Origin of the sequence: Castellaniella sp. (genome assembly GCF_034675845.1) — a bacterium.
GTDB lineage: Bacteria > Pseudomonadota > Gammaproteobacteria > Burkholderiales > Burkholderiaceae_B > Castellaniella.
Genome location: NZ_JAUCCU010000001.1, coordinates 1,911,442 through 1,927,652, shown reverse-complemented (window position 1 = coordinate 1,927,652; position 16,211 = coordinate 1,911,442). Strand labels below are relative to the sequence as shown.

13 protein-coding genes are annotated in these 16,211 nt (G+C 60.6%); 8 read left to right on the top strand and 5 right to left on the bottom strand.

Features of this window, described 5'->3' with window-relative positions; all coding sequences use genetic code 11:
* Nucleotides 1-14 precede the first annotated feature (14 nt).
* Complete coding sequence (locus VDP81_RS09255) at nucleotides 15-1,508, bottom strand: aldehyde dehydrogenase family protein (RefSeq protein WP_322996051.1); 1,494 nt, start codon at nucleotides 1,506-1,508, stop codon at nucleotides 15-17.
* 220 nt (nucleotides 1,509-1,728) lie between these two features.
* Between VDP81_RS09255 and VDP81_RS09250 the strand changes: the two genes are divergently transcribed.
* Nucleotides 1,729-2,487: a class I SAM-dependent methyltransferase gene (locus tag VDP81_RS09250; protein WP_323012122.1), complete on the top strand. Its 759-nt coding sequence runs from the start codon at nucleotides 1,729-1,731 to the stop codon at nucleotides 2,485-2,487.
* Nucleotides 2,488-2,501: 14 nt separating this feature from the next.
* Nucleotides 2,502-2,969, top strand: coding sequence for a YbaK/EbsC family protein (locus VDP81_RS09245; RefSeq protein WP_323012121.1), 468 nt, complete (start codon nucleotides 2,502-2,504; stop codon nucleotides 2,967-2,969).
* 64 nt (nucleotides 2,970-3,033) lie between these two features.
* Here VDP81_RS09245 and VDP81_RS09240 read toward each other — a convergent pair whose 3' ends face one another.
* Both VDP81_RS09240 and VDP81_RS09235 read right to left on the bottom strand, forming a co-directional pair.
* Nucleotides 3,034-3,849, bottom strand: a complete 816-nt coding sequence (locus VDP81_RS09240) for a 3-hydroxybutyrate dehydrogenase (RefSeq protein WP_322996048.1) — start codon at nucleotides 3,847-3,849, stop codon at nucleotides 3,034-3,036.
* A gap of 128 nt (nucleotides 3,850-3,977) precedes the next feature.
* Nucleotides 3,978-6,332 (bottom strand): sulfatase-like hydrolase/transferase, encoded by a 2,355-nt coding sequence (locus VDP81_RS09235; protein WP_322996047.1) that lies wholly within the window; start codon nucleotides 6,330-6,332, stop codon nucleotides 3,978-3,980.
* 194 nt (nucleotides 6,333-6,526) lie between these two features.
* Between VDP81_RS09235 and VDP81_RS09230 the strand changes: the two genes are divergently transcribed.
* A complete protein-coding gene (locus tag VDP81_RS09230) occupies nucleotides 6,527-7,297 on the top strand; it encodes a hypothetical protein (RefSeq protein ID WP_322996046.1) in 771 nt (256 codons plus the stop codon).
* Nucleotides 7,298-7,350: 53 nt separating this feature from the next.
* On the opposite strand, the gene VDP81_RS09225 is transcribed toward VDP81_RS09230, so the two are convergent.
* Complete coding sequence (locus tag VDP81_RS09225; protein WP_323012120.1) at nucleotides 7,351-7,995, bottom strand: DNA-3-methyladenine glycosylase 2 family protein; 645 nt, start codon at nucleotides 7,993-7,995, stop codon at nucleotides 7,351-7,353.
* Nucleotides 7,996-8,278: 283 nt separating this feature from the next.
* On the opposite strand from VDP81_RS09225, the gene VDP81_RS09220 reads away from it, so the two are divergent.
* From VDP81_RS09220 to VDP81_RS09200, 5 genes are all read left to right on the top strand, one after another.
* Nucleotides 8,279-10,087 carry a PHA/PHB synthase family protein gene (locus VDP81_RS09220; RefSeq protein WP_323012119.1) on the top strand — a complete coding sequence of 603 codons (1,809 nt, stop codon included), beginning with the start codon at nucleotides 8,279-8,281 and terminating at the stop codon, nucleotides 10,085-10,087.
* Nucleotides 10,077-10,469: a hypothetical protein gene (locus tag VDP81_RS09215; protein WP_322996043.1), complete on the top strand. Its 393-nt coding sequence runs from the start codon at nucleotides 10,077-10,079 to the stop codon at nucleotides 10,467-10,469. The genes VDP81_RS09220 and VDP81_RS09215 overlap by 11 nt, the downstream gene beginning before the upstream one ends.
* A gap of 104 nt (nucleotides 10,470-10,573) precedes the next feature.
* Entirely contained in the window at nucleotides 10,574-11,347 is a 774-nt protein-coding gene (fabI, locus tag VDP81_RS09210) for an enoyl-ACP reductase FabI (protein WP_322996042.1), read from the top strand.
* A 23-nt stretch (nucleotides 11,348-11,370) separates the two neighbouring features.
* The gene (locus VDP81_RS09205; RefSeq protein ID WP_322996041.1) at nucleotides 11,371-12,819 is read left to right on the top strand and encodes a bifunctional enoyl-CoA hydratase/phosphate acetyltransferase; all 1,449 of its coding nucleotides are present in this window, start codon (nucleotides 11,371-11,373) and stop codon (nucleotides 12,817-12,819) included.
* 30 nt (nucleotides 12,820-12,849) lie between these two features.
* Nucleotides 12,850-14,070, top strand: coding sequence for an acetate/propionate family kinase (locus VDP81_RS09200; RefSeq protein ID WP_323012118.1), 1,221 nt, complete (start codon nucleotides 12,850-12,852; stop codon nucleotides 14,068-14,070).
* Here VDP81_RS09200 and VDP81_RS09195 read toward each other — a convergent pair.
* The gene (locus tag VDP81_RS09195; protein ID WP_323012117.1) at nucleotides 14,042-16,060 is read right to left on the bottom strand and encodes an OPT family oligopeptide transporter; all 2,019 of its coding nucleotides are present in this window, start codon (nucleotides 16,058-16,060) and stop codon (nucleotides 14,042-14,044) included. The genes VDP81_RS09200 and VDP81_RS09195 overlap by 29 nt on opposite strands.
* Nucleotides 16,061-16,211 lie beyond the last annotated feature (151 nt).

Genomic DNA, 16,211 nt, shown 5'->3' with positions numbered 1-16,211 from the left:
AAAATTGAAATAATTTAAACGGAATCGGGATAGGCAATGCAGACTGATTTGGTTTCTATATAGTTAGAAATCACCGCCCGGCCATGTTCGCGCCCGACGCCGGATTGTTTGTAGCCGCCAAACGGCATGGAGGGATCGAGCATATTGTGCGTATTGACCCAGACTGTTCCGGCTTGTATGCGCGGCACCATGCGCTGAACGCGGGCCAGGTCGTTGCTCCAGATGCTGGCCCCAAGCCCGAAGCGGGTATCGTTGGCCAAGCGCACGGCGTCTTCTTCTTGCTGGAAGCGGGCGGCAACGACCACGGGGCCGAAGATTTCTTCGCGCACAATGGATGCATCCGGCGTGGCATTGGCAAAGACCGTGGGATGGACAAAATACCCAGCCCCCTGCCAGGTTTGACCACCCGCCAGCAGTTGTGCGCCCGAAGCACGCCCCTCGTCGATGTAGCGGGATACCCGATCCCGATGGCGGGCGGAAATCATGGGGCCGATTTGGGTGTCTCCGTCAAACCCGGACCCCATTTTCAGGCTATCCGCCGCTGCCGCCAGGCCTTCGACGACCTGATCATAAATGCCGTCCTGAATGAATACCCGGGACCCTGCCGTGCAGACCTGTCCCTGGTTGAAAAAGATCGCGCCAGCCGCACCCTGGATAGCAAGATCAACGGGACAGTCATCCATGATGACAACCGGTGATTTTCCGCCCAGTTCAAGGGACACCCGCTTCATGTCGTCAACTGCCGCATGCGCGATGAGCTTGCCGACTTCAGTGGAGCCCGTGAAGGCGATCTTGTTGACATCTGGGTGTGCGACCAGCGCCGCGCCGGTGATTTCACCGCGCCCTGTAATGACATTGATGACCCCAGGTGGAAAGCCGACTTCAAGAGCCAGTTCGGCCAAGCGCAAGGCAGTCAGCGGTGTTTCTTCTGCGGGTTTGAGCACAATGGTGCAGCCAGCGGCAATCGCCGGCGCGATTTTCCAGACTGCCATCAGCAGCGGGAAGTTCCAGGGCACAATGGCAGCCACCACGCCGACGGGCTCTGGTTGCGTATAGCCGTGGTATTTGACCCCCGGAGGAAACGGAATGGAAAGACTGAGCGTATCACCCGTGATCTTGGTGGCCCACCCCGCCATGTAGCGCAGCCACTGAGCGCTGGCACCGACCTCGAGCATTTGCGAGATTGCCAGCAGCTTGCCGTTATTCAGGGTTTCAAGCCGGGCCAGGGATTCGCCCTCGGCCTCGATGCGGTCCGCCAACGCAAGCAGCAGGCGTTCTCGGGTGGCAGGCAGCGAGGCGCGCCATGCCGATGATTCGAAAGCCCGGCGGGCCGCCTGGACAGCCAGATCAACCTGCTGCGGACCGGCCTCGATTTGCTGGGCGATGACTTCCCCGGTAGCCGGGTTGAATACTGGCAAACGCCCCACCCCATCCGTACAGGGTTGGCCATCAATCACCATATATTCCCGAATGGCAGCAAGTTCGGGCTGCTGATCCGTGTTGATCATGCGTGTCTCCTACGATATTTTTTATTCCTTTCATGTTAGGCATCAAATCAGCGGAGCATTTGTCTTATCGTGCACCGTAAGATGTTCTGGTGTGCACCGAGGCATTTCCGTTCAGTGGCGTCCTGGCGGTATGATGAACCCCCCAAAGCCTGCCCCAATAGCCGCCCTGACACCTTTGGCGTCTGCCATGGCCTAGCCGGGACCCAAGCAAGAGGCGCAAATGGCCACAACACACTTCAAAGATTTTTTCTCCAGCAACTCTGCCAGCTACGCAGCCCATCGACCCAGCTACCCCCTCTCGCTGGTGCAGGAACTGGCGCGACTCAGCCCCGCCCTGACCCGGGCGCTGGATTGCGGCTGCGGCACCGGGCAGCTATCGACGTTGTTGGCTGATCGTTTCGATGAGGTGATTGCAAGCGATGCCAGCGCCACCCAGATCGAAAAGGCGCGGCCGCACGACCGCGTGATCTACCGCATAGCGCTGGCAGAGGACTGTGGACTTCCCGATGCCAGCGTAGACCTGATTACAGTGGCCCAAGCTGCCCACTGGCTGAACCTGGAAAAGTTCTACGTCGAGGCGCAACGCGTGGCCCGGCCACAAGCAGCCATTGCTCTGATCACCTATGGTGTGCTGCATGTGGACGGTGCTGTCGATGCCGCAATCCAACACTTCTATCACGACACGATTGCTTCCTATTGGCCGACTGAGCGCCGCCATGTCGACACCGGCTACCGCAACCTGCCATTCCCGTTCAAGGAACTTGCCCTACCCCCGCTGGCCATCGAATTGCAGTGGCGCCTGGATGATCTGATTGGCTATCTCAAGACATGGTCAGCCGTCAAAGCGGCAGAAAATGCCCTGGGAATCAATCCCGTGGATGAACTTGCAGCCACCTTGCGCAAAAGCTGGGGAGGCCCCACCGTCCTGCGGAAAATCACCTGGCCCTTATCGGTTCGGGCCGGACATATCCAACAATAGATCAGGGAACAAGCATGACGATTGAATCCGTCCGCGAATTCTTTGCGGAACACGCCCCCGACATCCAGATCCTGGAACTGGGTCAAAGCACTGCGACCGTCGAACTGGCGGCTCAGGCGCACGGGGTGGAGCCCGGTCAAATCGCCAAGACCCTATCCTTGCGGACGGCAGATCAAGTGGTCCTGGTGGTGGCCTGTGGTGATACCCGGCTGGACAATAAAAAGCTGAGACATGTCCTGGGCGGACGCCCAAAGATGCTGAACGCTGACGAAGTCGCCGCGCTGACTGGCCACCCTGTCGGGGGTGTTTGCCCGTTTGGCCTGGCGCAAGCACTGCCGGTGTACTGTGACATCCGCCTGCAAAACTATCCCATCGTCATGCCTGCCGCCGGCTCACTGGACAGCGCCGTGCGCATCACCCCCGCGCGGCTGGCGGAATTGGCCAACGGCCACTGGGTCGATGTCTGCCAATCAATCGTCTGACGAATACGGCTCGGGGCCTGCAAGCAGCAGGCCCCGAGCCGTATAGACGAACGACGGATCAGCTTTATTGCATGAACCAGCCGTGGCTGACGACCAGCGACTGACCGGTGAGCGCATTGCTGGGCCAGGCGGCAAAGGTCAGTGCGGCCTGAGCAATATCATCCACAGTGGTGAACTCGGTGTCCACCGTGTCCTTGAGCATCACGGTCTTGATGACTTCGTCCTCGGTGATGCCGAGTGCCTTGGCCTGCTCGGGGATTTGTTTTTCGACCAGCGGTGTGCGGACAAAGCCGGGACAAATAACGTTGGTGCGGATATTGTACTGAGCACCCTCTTTGGCAATGACTTTGGCCAGGCCTTCAAGCCCGTGCTTTGCCGTGACATAAGGCGCTTTCAGTTTCGAGGCCTCTTTGGAGTGCACCGACCCCATGAAAATGATTGAACCACCGCGCTTGGAGGCAATCATCTGACGCACTGCCGCGCGCGCCGTCAAAAAGCCACCGTCCAAGTGCACCGCCAGCAGCTTTTTCCAGTCGGCAAAGGGGAAATCCTGAATCGGGCACACAATCTGGATGCCTGCATTGGCAATGGCAATGTCCACCTCGCCAAAGGTCTTGGCGGCAGCCGCAAAGCCCTGGTCGACGGAATCCTCGTTGGTCACATCCATGGCCACGGCCATGGCCTTGCCGCCACTTTTGGTGATTTCATCGGCGGTGACCTGAGCTGCTTCCAGTTTGAGGTCCGCAATCACCACGCTGGCACCTGCCTCGGCATAGACTTCGGCAATGCGCTTGCCCAGGCCACTGGCAGAGCCAGTGATCAGGGCCGTCTTGCCCTTGAGGCTGAGAACAGTGCCAGCCTGAACATTGGAAACGGTCATAGTGCAATTCCTCTGGATTCAATGGTTGCGAAGACTACTCTGGCACCATACTACACCCTTGTATCCTTCGGCATCAGCAACCCAGCGCCATCATCCAGATGGCGCCAAGCTGCCTGTCGAACCGTTTATCAACTACTGCTGCAGACCATGCCCAGGTTGTTTTGAATGATCTGCCGATCCGCCGCGTCCGTCTTGCCATCGTGGTTGAAGTCGTACCAGCTGGATTGGCCGTTGTTCAGGCGGCTGAGCTCTTGCCAATGATCCAGGTCGGCTTGGTTGACCACCAGATCGCGGTTGCCATCGCCCGGACAACTGACGCTGTCATAGTCCTGGTTATAGCTGGCGACCGCATCGTGCTGATCCATCTCGGCACTGAGGCTGGCGTAGACGCGCTGCTGCTCGCCGTCCAGAGCGGCGGTGTTCAGGGGGGGCGGACTGATGGCGATGAGTTCACTGCCCTCCCGATCCAGCAGAGGGTTCGGCGCCGCCGTATTGATCCGATAGAGTTCGTCCATGACTTCAAAGCGGGTCGGGCTATAGGCATACGCACTAGGGTCTGATGCGCTGCCCATGGTTGGATCGCACTGATTGCGGGTCTGACGCACCAGCTTGTAGGTGCCATCCGTCACGGCTTTGGTGGCGGTGGGCAGGAAGGTCGTGGCCTGATTTTGTGCCAGACGGTATGCCTGTACCTGGCAGCAGTTGTTGTAGCCCTCGGCCGGCACACCCGCGGTGTCAGAAGATTGATTGTCTCCATACCAAATGCCCCCCTGGGCCAGACACACCCCTTTTTGGGGAAACAAGGTTGTGCAGACGTTGTTTGCAGCAGGCACCACGCAGGGATATTCGCTAGCAGCCGATCCCACCGCGCGAATATTGGTCCCCATTTCCGTAAAGTTGGTGGCACGAATACGAGGCTGTTCGGGGTTATTCAGGTAAGCCAGCATCGGCTGCGCATCCACCGGGCGGTCAGGCGCAATGGCAGCGTTCATGTCCGCCCCGGCGACATCCGCGAACAGTTGATATAGATCCACCGAGCTGATCATGTGCGGGACCTCACGGCCCGGCGAGGCGACCATCGGCCCCGCCATCAGCAACGGCACCCAGACGCCGGTCTGGTAAGGAGTCGCCTTGGAACGGGTGGGATCGAAGCGCCCCGGTGCGGTGAACTTGACGCTGTTGACATAGGTGCCGTTGTCCCCCACGACCACCACCAGGGTATTCGTTTGTTCGGGCCGGTAATCCAGCACGCCGTTCTGGTAGCTGGCCAGCCCCAAGCCGACCAACAAATCGCCGATTTTTCTATCCACCGCCTCGACCATCAGATTCGTGATGAGATGGCTATCGATGATATCGGTCGCCTGCGTGAGCACGGGGGTGCTTTCGGAGTCGGCCAGCGGTGAACATACCAGATTGTCATTGCGGCCCGGCGTATCTTCCGCAATCAACGCCACAGGCGGCAACTGCAAGGGCGTATGGATGGCCGAATACCCCACCGTCAGCATCCAAGGCTGGCTGGGAGACTGTTGCTTGGCCCACTCCAGCGCCCGCTCGGTCTCGAGAACGCTGCGATAACCGCGTGACGACGGATCGGAGGCCGGAATGACATGGCCACCGCCCTGGGCAGTGCTTTTTACCCAGCGTCCAGTGTAATAACCGTTTTGTGCAGTGAAATCAAGATAACTGGGCAGGGTCGCCTTGCAGGATTGACCTGGGTCCAGAATCCCGCCACGTTCCAGGCAACTGCGCCCCGGCGTGACCACATCGCCACCAATCGAGAGCGTCGAGCAAGTACCATCGGCCAAATAGCAGGCCCCTGCATCCGCGCCATGAGTCGCATCAATGCGGGTCGTCGGCACAAAACCGCATTTATAAGGACCGCCGTTGACGTCGTCCCCCAAGGTTGCCAGGCCTGCCCGCGTATCAATGTTATAGGGGGCGCCATCGAGAAACCCATCAAAATAATCCCAGCCCAGCTTCCACATGCTGTCGTAGCCATAGGGCAGATTGAATGCACCGTTCAGGTCCGACCCGGTAATGTGCATCTTGCCAATCAGGGCATTGACGTAGCCTTGTGTTTTCAAGAGCTTCGGCAAAGTCATCTCGTAGGGAGATGGCGAAGAATTGGCCAAATCGGTGGCCACCAGGGCATTCAGAACATTGGTGCTGGAGGGATAGCGCCCCGTGAAGAAAGAGGCCCGCGTCGGGGTGCAGTCCGGCATGGCCCAGGCATGGCGAAACTGCACCCCGGCACGGGCAATCGCGGTCATGTTGGGTGTTTTGGCAGGGCCGGCACCGCCATATCCGTAGGACGTCATCTGATCCACACCCAGATCGTCCAGCACGATAAAAAGAATGTTGGGTTTCGCGGATGCGTGCTGTTCGCCACCCGATGACGAGCCCGAATCAGAACACGCGGCCAGCAGCATCGACATGACCGCCAGGGCAGAAAAAGACAAATACCGTTTTGCTATCGCAGACATAGTGCGCTCCTTTTCGGCCAAGTCTCCCCCGGGCCATCAGGTGACTTTGCTTGAAGCTTAACGCAAAACCCTACTGATAACCTACTTTTTTTTCTGCCAATCGGATGTCTCTTGGTGTATGGTTGGGCATCTCGGATCGGGCGGATATACAGGCGTCCCGGCTTCTTTCACACATTCACCCAGCCCATTCAACTATGTCTCATCACAATGACCATCCGTATTCGGCTTCGATGATTACGCCGCCCCCCGCAGACCGCACCAGCCATCGGCGTACTTCAGCACTGCCAGCCTGGATACTGCTGTGCGCAGGCCTGGGGCTGACGCCGCTGGCCCATGCAGCGGGTAGCGCCACCATCTCCACCGATGAAAACAAGACATTCCAGGTCGAATGGCTGGACCCACAGACGGTACGCATGGGCGAACAAAACGCCAACGAATACATGGTGCTGCGCGACGGCAAGGCCTATATGGTCCAAGCCGAACAGGGCAGCGTGATGGAAATGGGCGAAATGATGCGCACACTGAGCCAGGTCGCCAAAGGCCTGAATCAGCCCGGACTGGATATTTCCGACCGCATCCCGGCCATCGAATCGGTCCAGAATACCGGCAAGCCTGTCACCGTGGCCGGCATCCGGGGGGTCAGCTACAACATCACGATCCGCGAGCCCAAGCAGCCACCTGAAACCCTGACTGCCGTCTTGACCGACGACGCCACGGTGACGGAACTCAGCCAAGCCTATCTGAATACCGCTGCAGCGATGATGACCAGCACGCAGGCCGTGCAGGATATCCGACAAGCCCTGCCCAAAGACCATCAGGGCATACTTCAGGTCTCGGGAAAATACGCAGTAAAGACTGTCTCCAGCAAAAAACCCGACCCCGCGCGGTTTGTGCTGCCCAGCCCCCCTACCGATATGAACAGCATGCTGCAGGGCATCGCCAAACAACTGCAAAAGCTGAACTAAAGCCACCACGAATCAAACGCAGTCTGTCACCCTCCCTGCCGCCCCATGATTGGCTAAACCGGCAGGGCGTCCTTGCGGTTTTGCACCCCGTAGTACCGCCAGAACAACAGCGCTGCCGCTGATCGCCAGGGGGCCCAGGCTGAAGCGACCCGAGCCAGCGCTGCGGGCTTGATACCCGGCTCCAGACCCAGCGCTTGGCTGACCGATTTTTGCAAGGCCAGATCCCCCACCGGAAACACATCGGGATGCCCGGCGCAAAACATCAAATAGATCTCTGCCGTCCAAGGGCCTATGCCTTTGTATTGGGTCAAGGCGGCGATGGCCTGAGCTACCGGTAAACCAACCACGGCATCCAGGTCCAACTGGCCCTGCCCCAGGGCCTGAGCCACCCGTTGCAGCGTCAGGATTTTGCTGCGTGATAAGCCCACGCCCTCCAGACCGGTTTCGTATCGCAACAGATAAGCCTGCGGATCACGCGCAGCATCTCCGCGCTCGGAAAAACGCTGCCAGATGGCGCCCGCACTGGCCACAGACAGCTGCTGACCACAAATCACCCGGGCCAGGCCCTCGAACCCGGACGGGTGCATGCGCGGGTGCAATGGTCCAGCCACCTGCCGAACGGCCTCCAGGCGAGGGTCATGGGATACCAACTGCAGCAAATGCGCATCGAGGACAGCCTGTTGGTGGATATTTTGCATGGCGTTCCATAGAAGCAGAAGTGATTTGAGTCATTTTTATCACACTTGCATACCAGTCTCACTGCATTTGATCCACCTCAAATCCATGTACCCGCATCATGTTGATAATAGTCATCATCAGGTCGACTTCTACACTTAAGATCGAAAATTTCAGCAATAACCATATTGAAAGTAATGTTATTTCGGCGATAATAGAGGATTCGCGAAAAACATTATTTCATCCAGTAAATATATAAAGCGCTTCTCGCGTTGGCCCCCTACTGATACGGACGAGATTTTCACCATGACTAAACGCTCAGCCCCCACGGCCGCCACCCGCCAGGATGACCAACTCGCTGCCGCCCAAGCGCTGGACGAATCCGTCCGCGCCCAGTGGGCGCGCACCTGTGGCGGGCTGTCGCCCATCGCCTTGGCGCTGGCACATACCGACTGGGCCATGCACATGCTCAGTTCCCCTGGACGCCAGGCCATGCTGGCGCAGCGCGCACTGGACTTGGGGCAGCAGGCATGGGCATCGGCCATGAGCCCAGCCACGTCAGAAACCACGGAAAAAGACGCCCGATTCAGCAACCCCGCCTGGGGGCAATGGCCTTATAACGCCATCACCGCAGGCTATAAAGCCATGGACACCTGGTTTCGCGAGGCCGCCCAACAAGGCAACGGCGTCAGCGCCCACCACCAGCATATGGTGAACTTCTTCACCGGCCAGACTCTGGATGCGCTGTCGCCGTCCAACTGGCTATGGACCAACCCGGAAGTCCTGCAAACTGCCCAGGAAACCGGTGGGCAATCGCTGCGCGATGGCTGGGAGTTCTTCTTGCAAGATATGCAGGAGCAGTTGACCGCCAACCCGGATACCCCGGCCGACGCGCTGGAACCCCTGGAATACCAGGTAGGCAAAGACGTCGCCGTTACCCCCGGCAAAGTCGTGTTTCGCAATCACCTGATCGAACTCATCCAATACAGCCCCAGCACCGACAAGGTCCAGCCCGAGCCCATCCTCATCGTGCCTTCATGCATCATGAAGTACTACATCCTGGATCTGTCGCCGCATAACTCCATGGTGAAATACCTGGTCGATCAAGGACACACGGTATTCATTATTTCGTGGCGCAACCCCGATGCCAGCGACCGCGATCTGAAAATGCAGGATTACCTCAGCAGCGGCGTACTGGCCGCCATGGCCGCCGCCAAGACCGCCAGCGGGGCACCGCGCCTGCATACCGTCGGATACTGCCTGGGCGGCACATTCCTGGCCATCGTCGCCGCCACGCTGGGCCGCCTGGCGCGCAAGCCCACTGAACGCACAGCCAAGGAACAGGCCCTGATCCCTGCCGATCTGCCCGAACTGGCGTCTGTGGTCCTGCTGGCGGCCCAGACTGACTTTGCTGAACCCGGCGACCTGGGCGTATTCATCGACGATGCGCAGTTGGCCACGCTGCGGCAAAGCATGAATGAACGCGGCTACCTGTCCGGCAAGCAAATGGGCGGGTCTTTTGTCTATCTGGCCTCGCGCGGGCTGCTGTGGGGACGCAACACGCGCCGTTACCTGATGGGCGAAGACGACCCCAGCTTTGATCTGATGAGCTGGAACGCCGACACCACGCGCTTGCCGGCCCGGATGCACGCCGAATACCTGAACGCCTTGTTCCTGAATAATGCCCTGTCCGCCGGCCAATACCGTTTTGCCGGAACGACCGTGGCGCTGATGGACATCAACGCCCCCATGATGGTGGTGGCGACCACGCGGGATCACGTATCCCCCTGGAAGTCCGTCTATAAGATCCACCTGCAAACCGATACCCACGTCAGCTTTGTATTGGCCGAAGGCGGCCACAATGCCGGGATCGTCTCCGAACCCGGCCGCCCCCGCCGCAGCTACCAGATCGACAGCGTCGAGGACAATATGGGCTGGACCGATCCTGACGACTGGAAGGCACAAGCCCCCACGACACAGGGCTCATGGTGGGAGGCCATGCACGCCTGGCTGACAGCGCGCTCTGGCCAACCCATCGCGGCACGACCTATTCCCAAGGCCCAGGCCTTGTGCGACGCGCCAGGCACCTATGTGATGACACGCTATGCCGACTGAATCCAATCCCCGCCGCGATGCGGCGGCCAGGCAGCTGGAGCGCATGGTCTGCTACTTCGAGAGCACGGGCGCCCGCATCGCTTTGCTGGCCCGCTCGCTGGGACTGCCGCTGCGCAGCCCCAGCGAAGTGGATGCCGTGCTGCAGGATGACGCTGCGGACAATCGCGCCGTCGGCCCCCAGGCAGTCATGCGCGACGAACTCCGCGCCTTGCTGCTGATGCGCTATCAGGCAATCACCCAAATGGCCCACAGCACCCAAGTGGGCCCCCCCGCCACCCGCGACATTCTTTTGATCGCCAGCCATCGCCTGCAGCAACGCGGCTTTGCCCACGACGCCCCAGGCCTTAGCCTGCAAGCACATTTCGATGACATCGAAGGTTAGCCATTGGCGATATTCCTCTTTACCTCATGTTTTCCCCTCCCTGTGTCTGCCGGGCGTCAATCACCCCGTCAGACCCTTCCCCCTTCTGATCTCCGACATTCTTCATGACTGCCAAACTCTTTAGCCTGGCCGGCAAAAAAGGCCTGATCCTCGGTGTTGCCAACGACAGCAGTATTGCCTTTGGCTGCGCCCGTCTGGCGCGCGCCCAGGGTGCCGACGTCGTCGTCTCCTGCCTGAACGACAAAGCACGCCGCTTTGTCGAGCCGCACACCGAGCCGCTGGGCATGCATCTCATGCACTGCGATGTAGAGGTTCCCGGCGAACTGGAAGCCATTGTGAATCACGCCGTCGAGCGCTTCGGACAGCTGGACTTTGTCATCCACTCGATCGCCTGGGCACCCTTGGCTGACCTGCACGGCAATGTGGTCGATAGCTCGCGCGAAGGCTTCAGCCGCGCCATGAGCGTGTCCTGCCATAGCTTTGCCGAGCTGGGCCGCTTGTGCGCACCGCACATGCCGGATGGTGGGGCCATGCTGTCCATGACCTATCTGGGCTCGGGCGAAGTCGTACCTAATTATGGCCTGATGGGGCCTGTCAAGGCCGCCCTGGAATCGTTGGTGCGGTACATGGCCATGGAGCTAGGTCCGAAAAACATCCGGGTGCATGCTGTCTCGCCCGGCCCCATCCTGACCCGCGCAGGCTCTGGCATTGCGCACTTTGACGAACTGATGGCAACTGCCCTGGGTAAAGCGCCCTTGCAGCGCCTGGTGACGCTGGATGAAATCGCCCAGCTCAGCGCCTTTCTGTGCTCCGATGCCGCCTCGGGCATGACCGGCCAGACTATCTACGTGGACGGCGGCGTCCACGCCATGGATTGACCTTGACTGCGGACTGCCAAGCGATGAACACACACACCAATATAGACAGCACCACTGACGATGCCTGGATGGAGAACGTCACCTACGACGAGCTCCACGTTGGCCAAAGCGCCCGGCTGCTGCGCACCGTCACGCTGGATGATATCCAGGCCTTTGCTGCCGTGTCGGGCGACATCAACCCCGCCCACCTGAACCCGGCCTACGCCGACGCCACCATGTTCGAGGGTGTCATCGCCCACGGCATGCTGGGCGCCGCCCTGATCTCCGCCCTGTTCGGTACCCGGTTCCCCGGCCCGGGCACGATCTATCTGGGTCAGGAACTGAAATTCACCCGGCCCGTCCGCATCGGCGACACCCTGACTGTGGTAGTCACCGTGTCGAAAAAAGACGATGAGAAAAAACGGGTCGAAATGGCCTGTCTGGTGACCAACCAGAACGGGGAAGTCGTCCTCAAGGGCGAGGCCAAGCTTATGCCGCCGACGCAAAAAGTCCGCGTGCAACGGATCAACGCCCCGCATATCCAGCTATTCGACCCCGAGGCCCGCTTCAATGCGCTGTTGGACCAGGCCCGCGAACTGGAAACCGTGCGCTGCGCCGTGGTCCATCCGGTGGATGCCGGTTCCCTGCAGGGAGCCATGGACGCTGCCCGCTACGGCCTGATCCAGCCGGTGCTGATTGGCCCTGAGGGCCGTATTCGCCGCATCGCCGAAGAAGCCGGCATTGATCTGCGCGGCGCAGAGATCATCGCCGTCGAGCATAGCCATGCCGCCGCCGAACTGGCTGCTGGCATGGCGGCCCGCCGCGAGGTCGAAACCCTGATGAAGGGCAGCCTGCACACCGACGAACTGCTTAAGGCCGTCCTGTCTCAGCCCGGTCTACGCACAGGACGGCGCCTATCGCACGTCTTTCGCTTCGACGTGCCGCTCTACGCCAAACCGCTGATCATCACGGATGCAGCCATCAACATCCGTCCCAACCTGCTGGAAAAAGCCGACATCATCCAGAATGCGATCGAATTCGCCCAGGTGATGGGCATCGAACAGCCCAAGGTCGCCATTCTGTCTGCCGTCGAGACGGTCACCCCCAGCATCCCGTCCACCCTGGATGCGGCGGCCTTGTGCAAGATGGCGGATCGCGGACAGATCACAGGCGGCCTGCTGGACGGCCCCCTGGCCTTTGACAATGCCATTTCCATGGAGGCGGCCCGCACCAAGGGCATCCGCTCTGAGGTCGCGGGGCAGGCCGATATTCTGGCCGCGCCGGATCTGGAAAGCGGCAATATGGTGGCCAAGCAGCTGGAGTATCTGGCTGGGGCCAGCGGCTCCGGCCTGGTGCTGGGCGCCCGCGTGCCGATTGCCCTGACCAGCCGGGCCGATGGCCCGAGCGTGCGCGTGGCCTCTGCCATCCTGGCTGTTCTGGCGGCACATCACGAACGCCAGAAACAAACCCAGGACGCCTGGAAGCTGGGCTGATCCCACACAACTGCCTGACGGAGCACATCCATGGCCATTCTCGCTGTCAACGCCGGATCTTCTTCATTGAAGTTCTCTTTACATGCCCTGCACCAGGGACACGCCCAGCCCCATAATCTGGCAGGCAACATCCAGGGACTGGAGCCCGGCGGTCAGCCGGAAATGGCCTGGACGTACCAGGGACAGACGCACCAGGAAAGCCTATCGGTGGCAACCGGACAGTCGGCTTTTCATGTCGCACTAGAGCGGCTGCAGAAGCTGGTCCAGACCCTGGATGCCGCTCAGGGCATCCAGGCGGTGGCACACCGGGTGGTGCACGGCGGCAGCGACTATACCCATAGCGTCCGCGTCACTGCGCAGGTGCTGGAAAACCTGTCCCGCCTGAATTCCCTGGCTCCGCTGCACCAACCCCATAATCTGGAAGGCATCCGGCGTTTTCAGGCCGCCTTCCCAAGCATTCCGCAGATCGCTTGTTTTGACACGGCATTTCATGCCCATATGCCGGAAGTCGATTATGCCTTCGCCCTGCCCCTGTCGCTGCAGGCTCAGGGTATCCGCCGCTATGGATTTCATGGCCTGTCTTACCAATATATTCAATCGGTGCTGCAAGAAAAAACGCTGCGCGGGCGTGGGCGCGCCATCATGGCGCACCTGGGTAACGGCGCCAGCCTGTGCGCCATGCGCGATGGCGTCAGCGTCGCCACCACCATGGGATTTTCCGCCTTGGACGGGCTGATGATGGGCACCCGCAGCGGCTCGCTGGATGCCGGCGTGCTGCTGTATTTGCTGGAGCAGGGCTGGACCCACGAACGCATCGAAAAGCTGCTGTATAAACAATGCGGCCTGCTGGGGGTCTCCGGGATCTCGGCCGATATGCGCCGCCTGCGGGCCGACGGCAGCGTCAACGCACAACGTGCCATCGACCAGTTCACCCACCGCATCGTGCGCGAGGCCGGCGCGCTGACCGCCTGCCTGGATGGCCTGGACCTGCTGGCGTTCAGCGGCGGCATCGGTGAAAACGACGCCGTCCTGCGCCAACAGGTCTGCGAGCGCCTGAGCTGGACGGGTTTGCGCATCGACCCCGAGCGCAATCTACAGGCCCGAGGCCATAGTGCCTGGGCCATTCACGCCCCCGATAGTCGCATCGAAATCTGGGTGATCCCCACCGACGAGGGCCGCGTGGCGGCCCGCGAGGCGGCAGCGCTGCTATCTGCCGAACCCACTACGCCCGAGCCAGCAAGCGCCGGATAAACAGCAGGCACATGCCGACAAAGGCCAGCAGGCCAAGCACGGTAGCCGTTGGCTGGAAACTGGCCCCCACCAGGGCCAGCGGCGCATCACTGCCGCCGGAGGCAACAGAGGCCACGATCACAATAGCCAGCGCCACGCCGACCAGACTTTCGCCCACGATCAAGCCAGAGGCAAACAATGTCCCCTGGCGTTCGGCGGCCTCCAGGCGGGGGGCTGCGTCTTGATTGCCCGTGGTGGCCTGCACCCGGATACGGTGCTTGACGTACCAGGAGATCAAGGCCCCGACAAACAGCGCGGTTGCAATCGAGGGCGGCAGATAGACCCCCATGGCCACTGCCAACGGTGGCAGGCGATGGCCCGCCAACCGCCCCAGCAACGCATCAAAGACAATAAAGGCCACCCCGACATAAACCCCGATGCGAATATAGGTCCAGTCCAGCGTATGACTGAACAGGCCTTCGGCAATCGTGATCATCAAGGACGCCTGAGGCGCGGACAGCGCCTGACTGGGGTCCATGCCCGCGCGCGGCAGGCTGCCCAGAAAACCATACGCGTTGTACAGCAGCTCCAGCACCGGTGGAATCGTCAGCGCCCCAATCACACAACCGATGATCAGCGCAATCTGCTGGCGCCACGGGGTGGCATGCACCAGCCAGCCGGTCTTCAGGTCTTGCAGGTTATCGTTGGAAATCGCCGCGACGGCCACCACCACCGAGGTGCAAAACAGCGCTAACGCCGTGAAAAACCGGATGGATTCAGGGCTGTCCAAGACCTGCAGGGCCTGACCGAGGCCGATAAACACCATGGATGTCGCCAAAATGGCAATCACGGCAATGCCGGAAATCGGGCTGGCCGATGAGCCCACCAGGCCCGCCATATAGCCGCAGGCCGCCGCCACCAAAAACCCGAATAAAAAGGCCATCAGGGTGCCCGCGACCACCAGGGTCCAGGCGGCGACCGGCGGCAGGCCGGAATCCGCCACAAAAGACCAGAAGGTCGCCCCCAGGAGCAACACGATCAGCCCGGTCAGCTTGGCCAGCAACCCCGGCGACAAGTCGGTATCCATCCGCGACTGCTGCACGGTCTCTCGGCTGTTTTTCAGGACGGACAGGGAAATCCGCATGCCTTCGAGCATGGGCCGAATCAAGGTAATCAGCGTCCAGATGGCGGCAATCGCAATCATGCCAGCGCCGATCAGGCGGACCTTGGCCACCCAGACCCCGGAGGCAAAGCCCGCCAGCGTCGTCCCATCCGGCATGGGCACCAACTGCGTGAGCCAGGGCACGGCCACCCCCCAGGCCAGAAACACCCCCACCAGCATGGCGATACCCCCGGTGATACCCACCAGATAGCCCGCCCCCACCAGGGCAAACGACAGCCCCAGCGGCAGCTGAAACACTGCCCGCCCGACACTGAACCAATGGCTGACGCTATCGGCGGCCAGCCGGAACCCGCCCGTCAACAGGCTAAAGCCCCCGGCCAAGACACCGCCCAGCAGGATTTCTCGAAAGCCTTGGCCTTTTTGAGGACTCGCGTCCGATTGACTGGCCTGGCCGACCCGCAGAATTTCTGCCGCAGCGACGCCCTCTGGATATGTCAGGTCGCTATTGACCACCAGCGCCCGGCGCAGCGGCACGGTGAACACCACCCCCAGAATTCCACCCCCGGCACAGATCATGGCTGTCTGCAGCAAGGGAAAGCCAGACCAATATCCCATCATCAAGAGTGCCGGCAAGACGAAAATAATGGCCGACAGCGTGCCCGCCGCCGAGGCCTGTGTCTGGACGATATTGTTTTCCAGAATATTGGAGTCATGAAAAACGCGCAACAAGGCCATGGAAATGACCGCAGCCGGGATGGATGACGCAAATGTCATCCCCACCTTCAGGCCTAGATAGACATTGGAGGCGGTAAACACCAGCGTAATGAACGCCCCGAGCAGCACGCCACGCAACGTGAGTTCTCTGAGCGAGGACGAAGGGTCCGACATGATTTTTCCCTATGAGGACAGCGATCAACGACAAGCATGCCACCCGGCACCACAGAATTTTACAAGGGAAGACTGCCGACAATCGAAAATCCGCCGCTGCCGGCAGCTCCCCGCTCCGTCAGTCGTGATAAGGTTCTGTGATCGATGGCGA

Bases quoted from the DNA above. Each gene is read 5' to 3' on its own strand.
- VDP81_RS09255 (WP_322996051.1), bottom strand. From the start codon at position 1,508: ATGATCAACACGGATCAGCAGCCCGAACTTGCTGCCATTCGGGAATAT.
- VDP81_RS09250 (WP_323012122.1), top strand. From the start codon at position 1,729: ATGGCCACAACACACTTCAAAGATTTTTTCTCCAGCAACTCTGCCAGC.
- VDP81_RS09245 (WP_323012121.1), top strand. From the start codon at position 2,502: ATGACGATTGAATCCGTCCGCGAATTCTTTGCGGAACACGCCCCCGAC.
- VDP81_RS09240 (WP_322996048.1), bottom strand. From the start codon at position 3,849: ATGACCGTTTCCAATGTTCAGGCTGGCACTGTTCTCAGCCTCAAGGGC.
- VDP81_RS09235 (WP_322996047.1), bottom strand. From the start codon at position 6,332: ATGTCTGCGATAGCAAAACGGTATTTGTCTTTTTCTGCCCTGGCGGTC.
- VDP81_RS09230 (WP_322996046.1), top strand. From the start codon at position 6,527: ATGTCTCATCACAATGACCATCCGTATTCGGCTTCGATGATTACGCCG.
- VDP81_RS09225 (WP_323012120.1), bottom strand. From the start codon at position 7,995: ATGCAAAATATCCACCAACAGGCTGTCCTCGATGCGCATTTGCTGCAG.
- VDP81_RS09220 (WP_323012119.1), top strand. From the start codon at position 8,279: ATGACTAAACGCTCAGCCCCCACGGCCGCCACCCGCCAGGATGACCAA.
- VDP81_RS09215 (WP_322996043.1), top strand. From the start codon at position 10,077: ATGCCGACTGAATCCAATCCCCGCCGCGATGCGGCGGCCAGGCAGCTG.
- fabI (WP_322996042.1), top strand. From the start codon at position 10,574: ATGACTGCCAAACTCTTTAGCCTGGCCGGCAAAAAAGGCCTGATCCTC.
- VDP81_RS09205 (WP_322996041.1), top strand. From the start codon at position 11,371: ATGAACACACACACCAATATAGACAGCACCACTGACGATGCCTGGATG.
- VDP81_RS09200 (WP_323012118.1), top strand. From the start codon at position 12,850: ATGGCCATTCTCGCTGTCAACGCCGGATCTTCTTCATTGAAGTTCTCT.
- VDP81_RS09195 (WP_323012117.1), bottom strand. From the start codon at position 16,060: ATGTCGGACCCTTCGTCCTCGCTCAGAGAACTCACGTTGCGTGGCGTG.